The sequence below is a fragment of the Mycobacterium conspicuum genome, from assembly GCF_010730195.1.
Classification (GTDB): Bacteria; Actinomycetota; Actinomycetes; order Mycobacteriales; family Mycobacteriaceae; genus Mycobacterium; species Mycobacterium conspicuum.
The window spans coordinates 5891227-5907716 of record NZ_AP022613.1 but is presented as its reverse complement, the minus strand read 5'-3'; the positions used below and the strand labels follow the sequence as shown (position 1 = coordinate 5907716).

The following is a 16490-nucleotide window of genomic DNA, read 5'->3' as shown; positions in this document are numbered from 1 at the left end:
AAGACTATACGGAACGTGCGCCCCGTTTAGCCAGGAGGTGTTGCGTGGCCCAACCCGATCGGCCGGTGCGCGCCGACGCGGCCCGCAATCGGGCGCGCGTGCTGGAGGTCGCCTACGACACCTTCGCCGCCGAGGGATTGTCGGTGCCGATCGACGAGATCGCCCGGCGCGCGGGCGTGGGTGCGGGCACGGTGTACCGCCATTTCCCGACCAAAGAGGCGCTATTCCAGGCGGTCATCGCCGATCATCTGCGACGCATCATCGCCGACGGGCGTGCCCTGCTGGAATCCGAGCAGCCGGGTCAGGCGCTGTTCGCGTTCCTGCGGTCGATGGTGCTGCAGTGGGGGGCCGCCGACCGCGGGCTGGTCGAGGCCCTCGCCGGCCTCGGTATCGACGTCAACAGCGCGGTGCCCGAGGCCGAGGAGGACTTCTTGGCCCTGCTGGACGAGCTGTTGACCGCCGCGCAGGAGGCGGGCACCGCGCGGTCCGACGTGACGGTCCCCGAAGTGAAGACCCTATTGGTCGGGTGCCAGGCCATGCAGAGCTACAACGGCGAACTGGCCGACCGGGTGACCGAGGTCGCCCTCGACGGCCTGCGAAGCAACCGGGGGTGAGCGCCTTCGACCGGCCGTGCAGCCAACAGTAGGGTTGCGATCGATACTGATAGCGACGACCGTGACGCCGGGAGAAAACGAACCATGAGCGCCGAGCAGCCGACCATCATCTACACGCTGACCGACGAAGCACCGATGCTGGCGACCTACGCCTTCCTGCCGATCGTGCGCGCCTTCGCCGAACCCGCGGGAATCAAGATCGAGGCCAGCGACATCTCGGTCGCGGCGCGCATCCTGGCCGAATTTCCCGACGAACTCACCGAAGACCAGCGGGTGCCGGACAACCTGGCCGAACTGGGCAAGCTGACGCAGGAACCGGACACCAACATCATCAAACTGCCCAACATCAGCGCCTCGGTGCCGCAGCTGGTCGCCGCGATCAAGGAACTGCAGGGCAAGGGCTTCAAGGTTCCGGACTTCCCGCAGAACCCGAAGTCCGACGAGGAAAAGGAGCTGCGCAAGCGCTACGCCAACGTGCTGGGTAGCGCGGTGAATCCGGTTCTGCGCGAAGGCAACTCGGACCGTCGCGCCCCCAAGGCCGTCAAGGAGTACGCGCGCAAGCACCCGCACACCATGACCGAGTGGTCGATGGCCTCGCGCACCCACGTCGCAACCATGAAGCACGGCGACTTCTACCACGGCGAGAAGTCGATGACGCTGGACCGCGCGCGGGACGTCAAGATGGAGCTGGTCACCAAGGGCGGCGAGACGATCGTGCTCAAGCCCAAGGTGTCGCTGCGCGACGGCGACATCATCGACAGCATGTTCATGAGCAAGAAGGCGCTGTGCGCCTTCTATGAAGAGCAGATCGAAGACGCCTACGAGACCGGCGTGATGTTCTCGTTGCACGTCAAGGCGACAATGATGAAGGTCAGCCACCCCATCGTCTTCGGCCACGCGGTCAAGATCTTCTACAAGGACGCGTTCGCCAAGCACCAGGAGCTGTTCGACGAGCTCGGCGTCAACGTCAACAACGGGCTGGTCGACCTCTACGACAAGATCGAGTCGCTGCCCGCGTCGCAGCACGACGAGATCATTCGCGACCTGCACGCCTGCCACGAGCACCGGCCCGAGCTGGCCATGGTGGATTCGGCCAAGGGCATCTCGAACTTCCACTCCCCCAGCGACGTCATCGTCGACGCCTCGATGCCCGCGATGATCCGCGCGGGCGGCAAGATGTACGGCGCCGACGGGCGGCCAAAAGACACCAAGGCGGTCAACCCCGAGTCCACGTTCTCCCGGATCTACCAGGAGATGATCAACTTCTGCAAAACCCACGGGCAGTTCGACCCGACGACGATGGGCACCGTGCCCAACGTCGGCCTGATGGCGCAGCAGGCCGAGGAGTACGGCAGCCACGACAAGACCTTCGAGATCCCCGAGGACGGCGTCGCCAACATCGTCGACCTCGACACCGGCGAGGTGCTGCTGAGCCAGGACGTCGAGGCCGGCGACATCTGGCGCATGCCCATCGTCACCGACGCCGCGATCCGCGACTGGGTGAAGCTGGCCGTCAACCGCGGGCGCCAGTCCGGCATGACCGTGCTGTTCTGGCTGGACACCGAGCGGCCGCACGAGGCCGAGCTGCGCAAGAAGGTCAAGGCCTACCTCGAGGACCACGACACCGAGGGGATGCAGATCCAGATCATGCCGCAGGTGTGGGCCATGCGATACACCCTGGAGCGCGTTGTCCGCGGACAGGACACCATCGCCGCCACCGGAAACATCCTGCGCGACTACCTCACCGACCTGTTCCCGATCCTGGAGCTGGGCACCAGCGCCAAGATGCTGTCGATCGTGCCGCTGATGGCCGGCGGCGGCATGTATGAGACCGGTGCGGGCGGTTCGGCGCCCAAACACGTCCACCAGTTGGTCGAGGAGAACCACCTGCGGTGGGATTCGCTGGGCGAATTCCTCGCGCTGGGCGCCTGCTTCGAGGACCTGGGCGTCAAGACCGACAACGAGCGGGCCAAGATCCTCGGCCAAACGCTCGACGCCGCGATCGGCAAGCTGTTGGACAACAACAAAAGCCCGTCGCGCAAGACCGGCGAGCTCGACAACCGCGGCAGCCAGTTCTATCTCGCCATGTACTGGGCGCAGGAACTCGCCGCGCAGACCGACGACAAGGAACTCGCCGAACACTTCGCCAAACTCGCGGAATCGCTGGCCGAGAACGAGGACACCATCGTCGCCGAGCTCAACAAGGCGCAGGGTGAGCCGGTGGACATCGGGGGCTACTACTACCCGGATCCGGACAAGACCGCGGCGGTGATGCGGCCCAGCCAAACCTTCAATGCCGCGCTGGAGGCCGCGCAGGGCTGACGCCCGCGGGGAGGCGTGCATGACCGAGATTGTCGTCGTCAAGGTCAAGCCGAACAGCCGCAAGGGCCCGCTGGTCGAGGTCGATTCCGCCGGTGAGCTGACAATTTATGTGCGCGAACCGGCGGTCGACGGTAAGGCCAACGACGCGGTCGTCCGCTTGCTGGCCGCTCATCTCCAATTGCCAAGAAGCCGCGTCGAATTGGTGTCGGGCACGACATCACGCCGGAAGCGCTTTCGTATTAGCCGCTGATCAGGGCTAACCTGATCGCTGCACCGCTCACAGGAGAAATGGCAATGCTGCATGCGTTCTGGCAGAACTTCACCCATAACTTGTTCAAGCCACTCCTGCTGTTCTTCTACTTCGGGTTTCTGATCCCGATCCTGCGGGTGCGTTTCGAGTTTCCGAATGTCATCCGTCAGGCCCTGACGATGTATCTGCTCGTGGCCATCGGCTGGCAGGGGGGCGAGCAGCTCGCCGCGATCAAGCCGGCGCACGTCGGCGCGATCGCCGGTTTCATGGTCCTGGGCTTCGTCGTTAACCTCGCGATCGGCGCCGTCACCTACGTGGCATTGAGTTGGCTCAGCGGGATGCGACGCGTGGACCGAGCGATGGTCGCGGGCTACTACGGCTCGGATTCGGCCGGGACCTTTGCCATCTGCGTGGCCGTGCTGACCGGCTTGGGTATCGCGTTCGACGCCTACCTGCCGGTCATGCTCGCCGTCATGGAGATTCCCGGCTGCCTGGTCGCGCTGTATCTAGCCGCGCGGCTGCGGAACCGCGGCATGGACCCCGACGGGCACATGCCCGACGAGCCCGGCTACCGTGCGCCGGCGACGCTCGGCACCGGACCCGGCACCGCCGCGGTGGGCGAGCGCGAGATCGCTTCGGGGGAAGGCGAATACCCCGCGCGACAGTTCCCGCACGCGCATTACTTGGACCGCCCCGCATCCAAGACGGACGTGATCAACGAGGTCTTGCTCAACCCCGGAATCTGTCTTCTCCTGGGCGCCATCGTCATCGGCTTCGTCAGCGGGCTGCAGGGCCCGAGCGTGGTTCACGACGACAACTCGTTCTTCGTATCGGCGTTCCAGGGGGCGTTATGTCTTTTTCTGCTGGAAATGGGCATGACCGCCTCGCGAAAGCTGAAGGATCTCCGGTCCGGCGGCGTGGGCTTCATCCTGTTCGCTCTGGTCGCGCCGAATGTCTTTGCGACACTGGGGATCATCATCGCCCACGGTTACGCCTTCTACACCCAGACCGAGTTCAAGCAGGGCACCTACGCGCTGTTCGCGGTGTTATGCGCGGCCGCGTCCTACATCACCGTCCCGGCCGTGCAGCGGCTGGCGGTTCCCGAAGCCAGCCCCACCCTGCCGTTGGCGGCGGCGCTCGGTCTGACGTTTTCCTACAACGCCACCATCGGGATTCCGCTCTATATCGAGATTGCCCGCGTCGCTACCTGGTGGGGCTTGTAACGATTCAGGCGGGGCCGCGTCCGTCGCCGGTCAGTTTCACCAGCAGCCGGGTACCGCCCAGCGGGCTGGCGTGCAAAGACGCTGCGCCGCCGTGCAATTCGGCCTGCTGGGCGACCAGCGCCAGTCCCAGTCCCGATCCGGAACGCGACGCGGTCGATCCGCGAGAGAAGCGTTCGAACACCGCGGCGCGCTCCTCCTCGGGAATGCCGGTGCCGTTGTCGTCGACCGTGATTTCCACGCCTTCGGCGGAACTGGTTACGTGGAGCCGGATTTCGCTGGCACCGCCGTGCTTGACGGCGTTGGCGATGGCATTGTCGATCACCAGCCGCAGCCCGGTAGGCAGCCCGATCATCAGCACGGTGGGCGACGGCGCCAGCGACACCCGCACGTCCGGGTAGGTGCGCAGCGCGTCGTGCGCGGCGCGGTCCAACAACTCGGTGATGTCAAACGGGACAAAGTCATCGACGGTCGTTAATTCGCCCTGGGCCAGCCTTTCCAGGGCCGTCAGCGTCGCTTCGATGCGGCTTTGGGTGCGGATGACGTCGCCGATCACCTCGTGACGCTGGTCGGCGGCCAGCTCCAACGTGGACAGCACCTCCAGGTTGGTGCGCATCGCCGTGAGTGGGGTGCGCAATTCGTGCGAGGCGACGGCGGCGAAGTCGCGGGCCGACTCCAGCGCCGCCTTGGTGCGTTGTTGCTCGTTGCCGATGCGGTCCAGCATTCCCTCGACGGCTTCGGCGATCTCGACGGCCTCACGCACGCCGCGGACCTGGACTTCGTCGGGACTGGATTGCGCGTTGATGGCGCGGGCCTGCTGCGCGAGCAGCAGGAACGGGTTGACCATGATCAACGAGATCACCCAGCCGACCAGGATCGTGCCGCCGATGACGCTGGCACAGATCAGCAGCACCCGCAGGTGCAGTTCGTTGATCCGGTGTTGGGCCTCGGCCAACGGCGCGGCGAGCGCGATCGACGCCGGACCCGCGGCGAAGGTACGCACCCGGTACTGCACGCCGTTGATGGTGGTGTTGGCGTAGCCGTTGGCCAGTTTGGGCACGACGATGCTGGCGGGCACCGACACGGTCACGTCGCCGATCCGCGCCGTGCGCACCAGGTTCCCGTCGGGCGTCGGCCGATCGGGATTGGCCAGCTCCGCGCCGTTGAGCAGGCTGTTGATATCGCCGAGGCTGGTGACCGAATCCAGGCGGCGGTCGAGCTGGCTGTATTGGTCGTTGGTGACGCCGATCCACACCCAGGCGCCCAGGATGAGCACCAGTGCGATCACCGACAGTTGCGCGACGATGACGATGGTGCGCAACGACAGCACCCGCGTCGGCAGCCGCATGCCCAGCACACGGACGTCGGGCTGCTTTGCGCCGACGGCGCTTTCCGCTGGCATTTCGTCAGCCCGTGAGGCCGGGGGCGTTGGCGAATGCTTCAAGCTCTCGCTCGATCGCGGATCCGGCCGGCTGGTAGACGATCTCGGTGACGCCCTGTTCGGCCAGGCCGGCAATCTTTTCCGCGACGTGCTCGGCGGTGCCGGTCAGCGCCATCGAGCTGGCGAGCGGGATCAGCTCCGCGACGTAGGGCTCATCGCGAGGATTGGCCTGCACAAGATGCCCGGCATGGATGGCCAGATGCCGCTCGTCCTCGGGGAAGGCCTCGACCGCCGCGCGCCAGCCTTGCCCGCCGGGAAAGTTATCCACCGCGGCGCCGGCCCGCTCGTACACGGCGTGGTAGAGCACCACGGCACCGGGCCCCGCGGCATCGACGGCGCGCGCCGAGGTGAGCTCCTCGCCGTCGTCGAGCACCGTGCCGAAACACAGCAGCGCCCGCCAGTCGGTCAGGTTGACGGCGTCGGGTTGGGGGACGGCGGCGGAGAACACGCCGTCGCCGAGTTCGGCGGCCACCGCCAACCCCTTTGGCCCCTCGGCGCCGATCAGGATGGGCACCTCAATCGGCCGCGACGCCCCGAAGCCGGGGAGGTGCAGCATCGAGATCTTCGCCCCCTCCCACTCCGCCGTGTCGCCGGCCAGCAGCGCCCGCAAGCAGCGGACGTACTCGGCGACCTTGCGCCACGGCATCGGCCGCTGGCCCAGCGCCATCCGGCCGGTAAACCCCGGGCCGACCGCGACGACGACGCGCCCGGGTGCCTGGTGCGCGAGCTCGGCGATCGCGGCGGCGTTGACCATCGGATGCCGCAGGCTGGGGACGAGCACGCCCGGCCCAAGGCCGATGCGCGTCGTGCGCTCGGCGCATCGGGTCAGCACCATCCATACGTCCGGGTAGAGCGCCGGTGAATCGTAGAGCCAGGCGTGCCGATAGCCCAAGGTCTCGGCCAGCTCGACGTGGGCCGGGGTGTCGGACGCGGTGGCAAAGGCGCAGGAGATGTCCACGGGCAAACACTAGCCCGACCGTCGGCGCACCACCTCGCGGTGCCCGGCGTCGAGGCGACGCGTCCAGCCGCGGGCGTCCAGGTGTTCCAGCAGCGGGATCGCGACGCGCCGAGTGGTGCAAAGGGCCTGCCGCGCTTGGCTTGTGGTGAATGGTTGCGCCAGTTCCGCCAGGGCTCGCATCGCCAGCGCGGGTGCCGTGGGCAGCAGGACGATTCCCGTCGGCGAGCCGTCCCGCAGCCGTAGCACCCGACCGGCGCGCTCGGCCGCGGCCAGCTCACGGGGGCCGAGCCGCAGCGCCGACAGGTCGTCGGCCTCCGGCGCGTGGAACGGCTCGGCCCGCAGCCGCGCCTCCAGCTCGCCGACGGCCGCCTCGGCATCCCCGAGGTCGTCGTGGGCGCCGACCAGCCGGATGTGCCCGCCCCCTTGCTCGAGCCCCGCGTCGCGGGCGACCGCGTCCAGCAACGACTCGTCCGGCAAACCCAGCAGGTCGCGTGCCGCGCCACGAGATAGACCGTCCGCCAACGGATCTCGGGCGTGTAGTTCGGCCACCGCGGCCTTGAGCCGCCGTTGCCACGCGTCGTACGTCGGCCGATGGATCCACCAGCCGTCGAGCACCCGCACCTGCGTCGGCACGCCGTCGGCGACGATTAGCCCCAGCCGCTGCAGCTGGCTGTGCCGCACCGCACCCCGTCGGGCCACCTCGGCCAGGACATCACCATCGGCGTCCATCCCGGCCAGCGTCGCGGCCCTGCGGGTCCCGTCGCCGCGCCTGCGCAACGCGGGCGGGTCCGCATCGAGCACTAGGGCGCCGCCGAGGCCGCCCGGGTAGCGCAATATCAACCGGTCGCCGAGCACCAGCGGCAGCCGCCGGTCCAGCGTCAGCCGGCCGTGCTCGTCGTCGAACGGGCGTAGCCGCGCCGGCACGGCCGCGGTTCCGACATGCACGATCAGCCGCGCCGGGGCTTCGCTCAGTGGGCCCCCGCTGACGCGGCGCACATCGAGGCTGCGCGTGCTCGGCCACGCATCGGGGGTGACCAGCGCGTCGCCGCGGTGCACGGCGTCGCGGGACACGCCGCGCAGGTTGAGCGCGACTCGGGCCACCGGGCCCACGGTGGGGTATGGCTCGCCCCGGCTCTGCAGACCGCGCACACCCACCGATCGGGTGCTGCGCGCGCCCAGTAGCTGTAGCTCGTCGCCGCGGGCCAGCGTGCCGGCCGCCAGTGTTCCGGTCACCACGGTGCCCGCGCCGGTGATGGTGAAGGAACGATCGACCCACAGCCGCACCCTGGCGGTAGTGTCGGGCGCCGGCACTGCCGCCAGGACGTCGTCGAGCGCGGCGCGCAACTGCGTCAGGCCGCTGCCGTCGGCCGCCGACACGACGACGCCGGGCGCGTCGCGCAGCCCGGTCCCCGACAGCTCCTCGCGGGCCTGCCTCAGGACGTTCGCGGCGGCGCCTTCCGAGGCTCGGTCGGCGCGCGTGATCGCAATCAAACCGTGGCGAATCCCCAACGCGGTCAGGGCATCTCGATGATCACTGGACTGCGCCTGCCACCCCTCGTCGGCGGCGACGACGAAGCAGACCACCGGTGCCGGTCCGAGACCGGCCAGGGTGTTGCCCAGGAAGCGTTGGTGGCCGGGCACGTCCACGAATGCGACCTCGCGACCCGACGCCAGCGTGGTCCAGGCGAAGCCGAGGTCGATGGTCAGCCCGCGCCGACGCTCCTCCGCCCAGCGGTCTGGCTCCATGCCGGTGAGGGTCCGAACGAGGGTGCTCTTGCCGTGGTCGACGTGGCCGGCGGTGGCGACGACGTAGGTGTTCAGCGGTCCACATCCAGTGCGTGACGCACGGCGGCCAGCAGGCGGTCGTCGTCGGACTCGGGGACGCACCGCAGGTCGAGCAGGCACGCGCCGTCGTGCACCCGTGTTAGCACCGCCGGGTCGCCGGCGCGCAGCGGCGCGGCCGCGGACTCGGGGAGGCGCACGGCCCATCCGGGGAGCGGAACGCCCGGGGCTCCCCCGCCGCCGACGCGGCCGTCGTGCGCGACGACGGACGCGTTGACCGCCGCGGCCAGCCGCTCGGCCCGGGTGCGCAGCCGTTCGGGATCGGCGTGCAGGGACTGGGTCACCGGTGACGCGCCGGCACGCAGGGTCGCCTCGAGCGCGGCGAGGGTGAGTTTGTCGGCGCGTACCGCGCGGGCCAGCGGATGCCGCGCCATCTGGGCGACCACCTCGGCGCGGCCCAGCACGATGCCCGCCTGCGGGCCGCCGAGCAGCTTGTCGCCGCTGGCGGTGACGACGTCGGCGCCTTCGCAGAGCGCGGTGGCGGCGTCGGGTTCGTCGGGCAGCGTCGGGTCGGGCCGCAGCAGCCCGCTGCCGAGGTCGGCGATCAAGGGAAGCGCGGTCAGCTCCCGAAGTTGCTGCAACCCAACGGCTTTGGTGAAGCCTTCCACTCGGAAGTTGCTCTGGTGCACCTTCAGCACGCACCCGGTCTGCGGGCCGATCGCGTCGGCGTAGTCCTTCGGGTGGGTGCGGTTGGTGGTGCCCACCTCGCGCAGACGAGCGCCGGTGGAGGCGATCAGGTCGGGCAGCCGGAATCCTGCGCCGATTTCGATCAGCTCGCCCCGGCTGACCACCACCTCGGCGCCGGCGGCGAGCGCCGTGGTGGCGAGCACCAGCGCCGCGGCGCCGTTGTTGACCACCAGGGCCTCCTCGGCCGCCGGGCACGCGGCCAGTAATGCCGCGCGGGCCGCGACCCCGCGCTTGGAGCGAGTGCCGGTAGCCAGGTCGAGTTCCACGTCGACGTAGCCGCTCGCGTTGATCAGCGCCTCGACCGCGGCCGTGCTTAGCGGGGCGCGACCCAGGTTGGTGTGCACGACGACGCCGGTGGCGTTGAGGACCGGCCGCAGCGTGGTGGCGGTGTGCTGGGTCAGCGCATTGACGAGCGCGTCGGATATTTGCTCGACCGGCAGGTCACCGCGTCGGGCCCGGTCCTGGACGGCGTGCACGGCGGCCTTTACCGCGTGCTCGCCCAGCCGCGCCCGCGCCTGCTGCACCGCCGGGAGCGCCAGCAGCTGATCCGTGCGCGGGATTCGGCGTCGCGGGTCGACCTGGGTCACGTGCCTCCTCGATTCGCGGAGGCGGACGGGAATCGAACCCGCCAGACCGAGCTGCTCGATCTCACCGGTTTTGAAGACCGGGGGGACCACCAGGAACCCAAACGCCTCCACCGAGGAGGCTAGCCCGTGCCTCAATGTCGGACGACGCGCCAGGTCACATCCGCCCCATCAGCACCTTCGGCCAACCATTACCCCGTTCTGGAAAGCGATGGCGCATGTGATGTCAGTGACACATACGCTGGCGGCATGACCCAGACGATGCGCCTCACCGGATACGCGCACGGCGGCGGCTGTGCCTGCAAGATCCCACCCGGTGAGCTCGAGGACGCGGTCCGGGGCCTGACCGGGCAGTCGGGCGGGGACGTGCTGGTCGGGCTCGACGACGGCGACGACGCCGCCGCCGTGCGGGTCGGCGATCTCGCGGTGCTGTCCACGGCGGACTTCTTCACCCCGGTCGTCGACGACGCCTACGACTGGGGGCGCATCGCCGCGGCCAACGCGCTCTCGGACGTCTACGCCATGGGCGGGCGCCCGATCGTCGCGATCAACCTGGTCGGCTGGCCGCGCGAGGTGCTGCCGCTGGAGCTGATGACCGAGGTGCTGCGCGGCGGATTGGCGGTGGCGTCGGAGGCCGGCTGCCCGGTCATCGGCGGCCACTCCATCGACGACCCGGAACCCAAATACGGGATGGCGGTGACCGGGGTGGCCGAGCCGGCCCGGCTGCTGCGCAACGACGCCGCCGCCCCGGGCCTGCCGCTCACCTTGACCAAACCGCTCGGAGTCGGGCTGCTGAACAATCGGCACAAACAGACCGGCGAGGTGTTCGCCGAAGCGATCGCCACGATGACCCAACTCAACCGCGACGCCGCCGAGGCCGCCGTGGCCTGCGGGGTGCGCGCGGCCACCGACGTGACCGGCTTCGGGCTGCTGGGGCACCTGTACAAGATGTGCCGGGCCTCGAAGGTCGGCGCCGTCATCGAGCGCGCGGCCGTGCCGGTGATCGCGAGCGCACGCGAGGCGCTGCGCGACGGGTTCGTCTCGGGCGGGTCGAAGCGCAACCTCGACTGGGTGCAACCGCAACTGCGATGCGGCGCCGACGTTACCGATGACGACCTGCTCCTGCTGGCCGACGCGCAAACCTCCGGCGGTCTGCTCGTGGTGGGCGAGCTCCCCGGGCATCCGGTAATCGGACATACCGTGGCGGGCAACGGGATTGAGGTCCGCTAGCCCTGCTTCAACCAGAAGTCGTGATCGAATCGCCCGTGATGCCGACCGCGCGGCGCGCCGCCAGCCTGCGCTTCTGCGGTTCGATGGTGTAGCGCGGATCCCGCGCGGATTCCTTGCCCGCTTCGAAGAATCCGAACCTCAGCAGCGCCGATGCCGTCAGCAACGTCAGACCGGACAGGGCGGCGATGTCGCGGCGATGGCCGCCGAGCAGCGCGCCCAAACCGCCTGCGGCGGCGAGCAATTCGCTCCATTTCAGCAACCTGCCGGGGGTGCCCTCGTGCAGCGGTTCCCTGGTCACCGGGTCCATCCGGTACTCGGTGAACCTGGCGGAGATCAGATCACCGGCCGCGCCGATCACCGCCAGCGTGCGGGCGGGCCCGGCCTCGGCGACGGGGGTGGTGATCATCGCCAAGCCCGATGCGGCCAGGCTCGCCGAGCTGACGAAGACGAACGGCAGGTCTTTATAGGCGGCGTTCCACGTCGGGGTCGCCGTGTCGGTGAGCAGCACGGCGGTGTAAACGGCGAGCGGCGCCGCGAAGGCCGCCGCTTCCAATCCGGCCGGTCCCTCCAGCGCGCGCAGCACGGGTCGCAACGGGCCCAACGGGATTCGCTCCCCGGTCATCCGGTCAACCTCGGACGCGGCGGCAATCCCGATGCCGGCGCTGAAGAAGCTGAGGATCCACGAGCCGATGCTCATCGGCGAGGTCAACTTGACGGTGCGCAACATGTTGACGAAGCGCTCGGGCCGGCCCAGGTCCTTCACCAGCGCGACCGCGCCGAGTCCCACCGCGGCCAGGGCGGACAGCCTTGTGTTGCGGCGCAACGTGTTTCGCCCGGTAAGCTGGGCACCCGCCGCCAGCAGACCGGAGCCCCCGGCGACGCCGCCGAGGAACAGATACGCGCCCACCTCGTGCCCCCACGGCGCCGGCTTGACCACCGGGCGCCCGTAGTAACTGGTGAACTCGGCCTCGGGCACCATCAGCGACTCGTCACGTCGGCCTTTGCCTCGACGGCGCCGCTTCCCGGCGGGTTCGGGCGGGCGCAGGCTGTCGTACTCCGACGTGCTCACCTATTCCTCCAGAACGCCAGTCCCGCCGCGGCGACCATTCCCGCCGCGGCCACGCTGGCCCGCTTGAACATGGTCATCAGATCGGCCGTGCACACCCGCGGGTCGGGCGGCAGACCATACACCTCCGGCTCGTCGAGCAGCAGAAAGACCGAGCCGATCCCTCCGACGCCGTCGTGCTCGTTGGCGCCGTAGAGGCGAGCCTCAGTGAGCCCGCGCGCGTGCAGTTCGGCGACCCGTTCGCGGGCCTGGGCGACCAGGTCGTCATGGTTGCCGAACTTGATCGACGTCGTCGGGCAGGTCTGGGCGCAGGCCGGTACCTCGTCCTCGATCAGCCGGTCGTAGCACAGGGTGCACTTTTGCGCGACGCCGGTGACGAATTTTTCTTCCGGCTGCTCGGATCGCTTTGCCGGGGTGGTGTAGGTGCCGTCGCTGCGCCGTTCGACGACGCCGAACGGGCACCCGGCCACGCACGTGCCGCAGCCGTTGCAGACGTCGTGCTGCACGACGACGGTGCCGAACTCGGTGCGGAACAGCGCTCCCGTCGGGCACACGTCCAGGCAACCGGCGTGGGTGCAGTGCTTGCACACGTCGGAGGCCATCAGCCAACGGAATTCGGGCGTGTCCGGCGGCGTGACGTCGACGGCGGGCGGCACGGACGGCATGCCGAGACTCACCAGCTGGCGCCCGGATTCGCGGGCCTGCTCGATGCGTTCGCGGCCCTGCTCGATGAACGCGACGTGCCGCCACGTGCTGGCGCCCAGGTGCCCGGTGTTGTCGTAGGACGAGCCCAGCAGTTCCAGCTGCCCGTCGAGCGGGTTGCGGTTCCATTCCTTGCAGGCCACCTCGCACGCCTTGCAGCCGATGCAGATCGACGTGTCAGTGAAGAAACCCTTGCGCGGCTTGGGATCTGACCAGTGCGCGTCGTCGGTGGGGTCGGTCGGCCCAGACAGTTGACCCATCAGCCCTCCCGTCCTGGATCGGTGAGGCGGATATTATCCGTCTCCACGGTTACCCCCGCGCGGGACTGGTATTCCTCGATCAGCCGCAGCAGCGCCTCGCCCTGCGGCCGGCGGCCCGGGCGAATGTCGCAGGATCCGGCCTTGGACTCCTGGATCTGCACGTTAGGGTCGAGGGTCACCCCGAGCAGATCGTTGGCGGCGTCCCCGCTCACCACCGCGTCGCTGCCCACTCCCCAGTGATACGGCAGGCCGACCTGGTGCACGGTGCGCCCGCCGATCACCAGCGGTGTCATCCGTTCGGTGACAAGTACTTTGGCCTCGATCGCCGAGCGTGGCGAGATGATGGTGGCCCAGCCGTACGGCTGCAGGCCGCGTTCGGCGGCCAGCTCCGGGGACACCTCGCAGAACATCTCGGGCTGCAGTTCGGACAGGTAGGGCAGCCAGCGGCTCATCCCGCCCGCGGTGTGGTGTTCGGTGAGCCGGTAGGTGGTGAACACGTACGGATACACCTCCGCGCCGGGGTCTCCGGCGCTGGGCGCCCACAGATTGTCCTTGCGCGGGAACATGATTCGCGACGGGTTCTGCTGCTGCGGATAGAGCGCGTTGGCGATGGGCGACTCCTGCGGTTCGTAGTGGGTCGGCAGCGGGCCGTCGACCAGACCCTTCGGCGCGAACAGCCAGCCCTTGCCGTCGGCCTGCATGATGAACGGGTCGTCGCCCGCCAGGGCGTCCGGGCCGCCGACGTCGGGATCGGGACGGACGTGCGGGTCCCGGTCGACGGGGAAGTCGGGCACGTCATGACCAACCCATCGACCCGTCGATTCGTCCCACCAGATGTAGCGCTTGCGCTCGCTCCACGGCTTGCCGTCGGGGTCGGCCGAGGCCCGGTTGTACAGGATGCGCCGGTCGGCGGGCCAGGCCCAGCCCCACTCCGACTGGCTCGGGCTCGGGCCGCCGAGCGGGACCCGGCGGGCGGCCTGGTTGACCCCGTCGGCATAGACGCCCGAATAGATCCAGCAGCCGCAGGCCGTCGACCCGTCGGCGGCGAGTTCGGTGTATCCCGGCACCGGCCGGCCGGCTTTCGGTCCGCTCAGATAGCACCCGCTGATCTCGGCCAGCACCGCGGCGGAATCGGGTTCGCCGTGTTCGTCCACCGGATAGTCCCACGTCAAATCGAGCAGCGGTCGGTCGCGTTCATCGGTGGACCCGGCCAGCCGCTGCCGGATTCGCTTGCCCAGTTCGAAGAAGAACTGCAGTTCGCTTTGGCAGTCGCCGGGCGGGTCGACGGCCTTGTGCCGCCACTGCACCAGGCGTTGGGTCTGGGTGAACGATCCGGCCTTTTCGACGTGGCTGGCCGCCGGGAAGAAGAACACCTCGGTCTCGATCTCCTCGGTCTTCAGCTCGCCAGAGGCGATCTCGGGGCCGTCCTTCCAGAAGGTGGCCGACTCGATGAGGTTGAGGTCGCGGACCACCAGCCACTTCAGGCGCGACATGCCCATGCGCTGCAAGCGCCCGTGCGCCGATCCGACGGCGGGGTTCTGACCCAGCAGGAAATAGCCGTCGACCTCGTCGTCGAGCATCGCCATCACCGTCTGATAGGTGCCATGCGGGCCGGACATCCGCGGCAGGTAGTCGAACGCCCAGTCGTTGTCTGCGCGGGCGGCGTCGCCCCACCACGCCTTGAGCAGGCTGACGATATAGGCGTCGGCGTTGGCCCAGAACCCTTTCTGGTTCTTCGGGCCGACCTCCTGAAGGTAGTCGCGGAAGGTGTCGTGCACGCCGGCCTTGGGCATCGACAGGTAGCCGGGCAGCAGGTTGAACAGCGTCGGGATATCGGTGGAGCCCTGAATGGTGGCGTGGCCGCGCAGCGCCATGATGCCGCCGCCGGGGCGTCCGACGTTGCCGAGTAGCAGCTGCAAAATCGTTGCGGTGCGGATGAATTGGGCCCCGAGCGTGTGCTGGGTCCAGCCCACCGCGTAGGCGAAGCAAGTGGTGCGTTCGCGGCCGGAGTTCTCGGTGACGGCGCGGGCGAGATAGTCGAAGTCCTCGATGCTGATGCCGCACACGTCGCGCACCATTTCGGGGGTATAGCGCGCATAGTGTCGCTTGACGATCTGAAACACCGTCCGCGGATGCTGCAGGGTCTCGTCGCGCAGCACGCGGGCATGGGGCAACGGCGGTCCGCCGCTGCCGTGCACATCGCCGGCGGCGCGGGCCGAGGCGCTGGCACCGTGTTCCTGATCGGCTTCGTCTTGTTCCATTCCGGCGTAGGCCCACGTCGACGGGTCGTAGTGCCCGGTCTCGGGATCGAAGCCGGAGAACAGACCGCCCAAATCCTCGGCGTCCTTATAGTTTTCGTTGATCAGCGTGGCCGCGTTGGTGTAGGCGATCACGTAGTCGCGGAACCACAGGTCGCGGGTGATCACGTAATTGATCAGCGCACCCAGCAGCACCACGTCGGAGCCGGCCCGGATCGGGATGTGCTTGTCACACACCGCCGATGTGCGGGTGAAGCGCGGGTCGACGTGAATCACCTTGGCGCCGCGCGCTTTTGCTTCCTCGACCCATTGGAAGCCGACCGGATGGCATTCGGCCATGTTGGAGCCCTGGATCACGATGCAGTCCGCGTTGGCCATGTCTTGCAGTGATTGGGTGGCGCCGCCGCGCCCGAAGGAGGTCCCCAGACCGGGAACCGTGGCGGAGTGTCAAATGCGAGCTTGGTTCTCGATCTGGATGGCGCCCGCGGCGGTGAAGAGTTTCTTGATGAGGTAGTTCTCTTCGTTGTCCAGCGTCGCGCCGCCCAGCGCGGCGATCTTCATGGTGCGCCGCAGCGGGTGGCCCTTCTCGTCGATGTCCTGCCAGGCGTGGCGGCGGGCCTCCACGAAGCGGTCGGCCACCATGTCGATCGCGGTGTCGAGGTCCAGCGACTGCCATTCGGTCGCGCGGGGGGCACGGTAGAGCATCTTGATCTGTCGGCCCGGCGAATTGACCAGCTGCTCGCTGGCCGATCCCTTGGGGCACAGCCGGCCCCGGGAGATCGGGGAGTCCGGGTCACCCTCGATCTGCACGACCCGCTCGTCTTTGACGTACACCCGCTGCCCGCAGCCGACCGCGCAGTACGGGCAGATGCTTTGCACGACGCGATCGGCCGTCGCGGTGCGCGGGCTAATGGCGCGGGTCTGCTTGGAGGTCACCGCCGGCCCGCGGCCGAACAGGTCCCCGGAGCGCAGCTGACGCACCACGGGCCATTCGAGGAAGAGCTTGGGCAGGAAATTGTTCGGGGCCATGCCCGAAAGGTTAGTGCGCTTGGAGCC

The 16490-nt window shown here is 68.8% G+C and carries 12 protein-coding genes and 1 tRNA gene; 5 read left to right on the top strand and 8 right to left on the bottom strand.

Annotated elements, in window-relative coordinates; all coding sequences use genetic code 11:
* Nucleotides 1–44 precede the first annotated feature (44 nt).
* From G6N66_RS27215 to G6N66_RS27200, 4 genes are all read left to right on the top strand, one after another.
* Entirely contained in the window at nt 45–614 is a 570-nt protein-coding gene (locus tag G6N66_RS27215) for a TetR/AcrR family transcriptional regulator (RefSeq protein ID WP_085233950.1), read from the top strand.
* Between the two features lie 84 nt (nt 615–698).
* On the top strand, nt 699–2936 hold the full coding sequence (locus G6N66_RS27210; protein ID WP_085233949.1) for an NADP-dependent isocitrate dehydrogenase: 2238 nt from the start codon (nt 699–701) through the stop codon (nt 2934–2936).
* A 19-nt stretch (nt 2937–2955) separates the two neighbouring features.
* Nucleotides 2956–3186: a DUF167 domain-containing protein gene (locus tag G6N66_RS27205; RefSeq protein WP_085233948.1), complete on the top strand. Its 231-nt coding sequence runs from the start codon at nt 2956–2958 to the stop codon at nt 3184–3186.
* Between the two features lie 44 nt (nt 3187–3230).
* Nucleotides 3231–4409, top strand: a complete 1179-nt coding sequence (locus G6N66_RS27200; RefSeq protein WP_085233947.1) for a sodium-dependent bicarbonate transport family permease — start codon at nt 3231–3233, stop codon at nt 4407–4409.
* Between the two features lie 4 nt (nt 4410–4413).
* Here G6N66_RS27200 and G6N66_RS27195 read toward each other — a convergent pair whose 3' ends face one another.
* From G6N66_RS27195 to G6N66_RS27175, 5 genes are all read right to left on the bottom strand, one after another.
* Entirely contained in the window at nt 4414–5754 is a 1341-nt protein-coding gene (locus G6N66_RS27195; RefSeq protein WP_085234088.1) for a sensor histidine kinase, read from the bottom strand.
* Nucleotides 5755–5812: 58 nt separating this feature from the next.
* A complete protein-coding gene (locus G6N66_RS27190) occupies nt 5813–6805 on the bottom strand; it encodes an LLM class flavin-dependent oxidoreductase (RefSeq protein WP_085233946.1) in 993 nt (330 codons plus the stop codon).
* Nucleotides 6806–6814: 9 nt separating this feature from the next.
* Entirely contained in the window at nt 6815–8626 is a 1812-nt protein-coding gene (gene selB, locus G6N66_RS27185; protein WP_085234087.1) for a selenocysteine-specific translation elongation factor, read from the bottom strand.
* Nucleotides 8623–9921, bottom strand: coding sequence for an L-seryl-tRNA(Sec) selenium transferase (selA, locus tag G6N66_RS27180; RefSeq protein ID WP_085233945.1), 1299 nt, complete (start codon nt 9919–9921; stop codon nt 8623–8625). Before selA ends, selB begins: the two co-directional genes overlap by 4 nt.
* Before the next feature lie 16 nt (nt 9922–9937).
* Nucleotides 9938–10030 (bottom strand) — tRNA-Sec (locus tag G6N66_RS27175).
* Nucleotides 10031–10167: 137 nt separating this feature from the next.
* Here G6N66_RS27175 and selD point away from each other — a divergent pair.
* The gene (selD, locus tag G6N66_RS27170) at nt 10168–11148 is read left to right on the top strand and encodes a selenide, water dikinase SelD (protein WP_085233944.1); all 981 of its coding nucleotides are present in this window, start codon (nt 10168–10170) and stop codon (nt 11146–11148) included.
* A gap of 7 nt (nt 11149–11155) precedes the next feature.
* Here the strand turns inward: selD and nrfD are convergent, their stop codons facing one another.
* Genes nrfD through fdh form a run of 3 tightly spaced genes read right to left on the bottom strand, consistent with a single transcriptional unit; the run spans nt 11156 to nt 16463 of the window.
* Nucleotides 11156–12217 carry an NrfD/PsrC family molybdoenzyme membrane anchor subunit gene (nrfD, locus tag G6N66_RS27165; RefSeq protein WP_085233943.1) on the bottom strand — a complete coding sequence of 354 codons (1062 nt, stop codon included), beginning with the start codon at nt 12215–12217 and terminating at the stop codon, nt 11156–11158.
* Nucleotides 12214–13176 carry a 4Fe-4S dicluster domain-containing protein gene (locus G6N66_RS27160; protein ID WP_085233942.1) on the bottom strand — a complete coding sequence of 321 codons (963 nt, stop codon included), beginning with the start codon at nt 13174–13176 and terminating at the stop codon, nt 12214–12216. Before G6N66_RS27160 ends, nrfD begins: the two co-directional genes overlap by 4 nt.
* Complete coding sequence (fdh, locus tag G6N66_RS27155; protein WP_232079429.1) at nt 13176–16463, bottom strand: formate dehydrogenase; 3288 nt, start codon at nt 16461–16463, stop codon at nt 13176–13178. Before fdh ends, G6N66_RS27160 begins: the two co-directional genes overlap by 1 nt.
* Nucleotides 16464–16490: the final 27 nt, after the last annotated feature.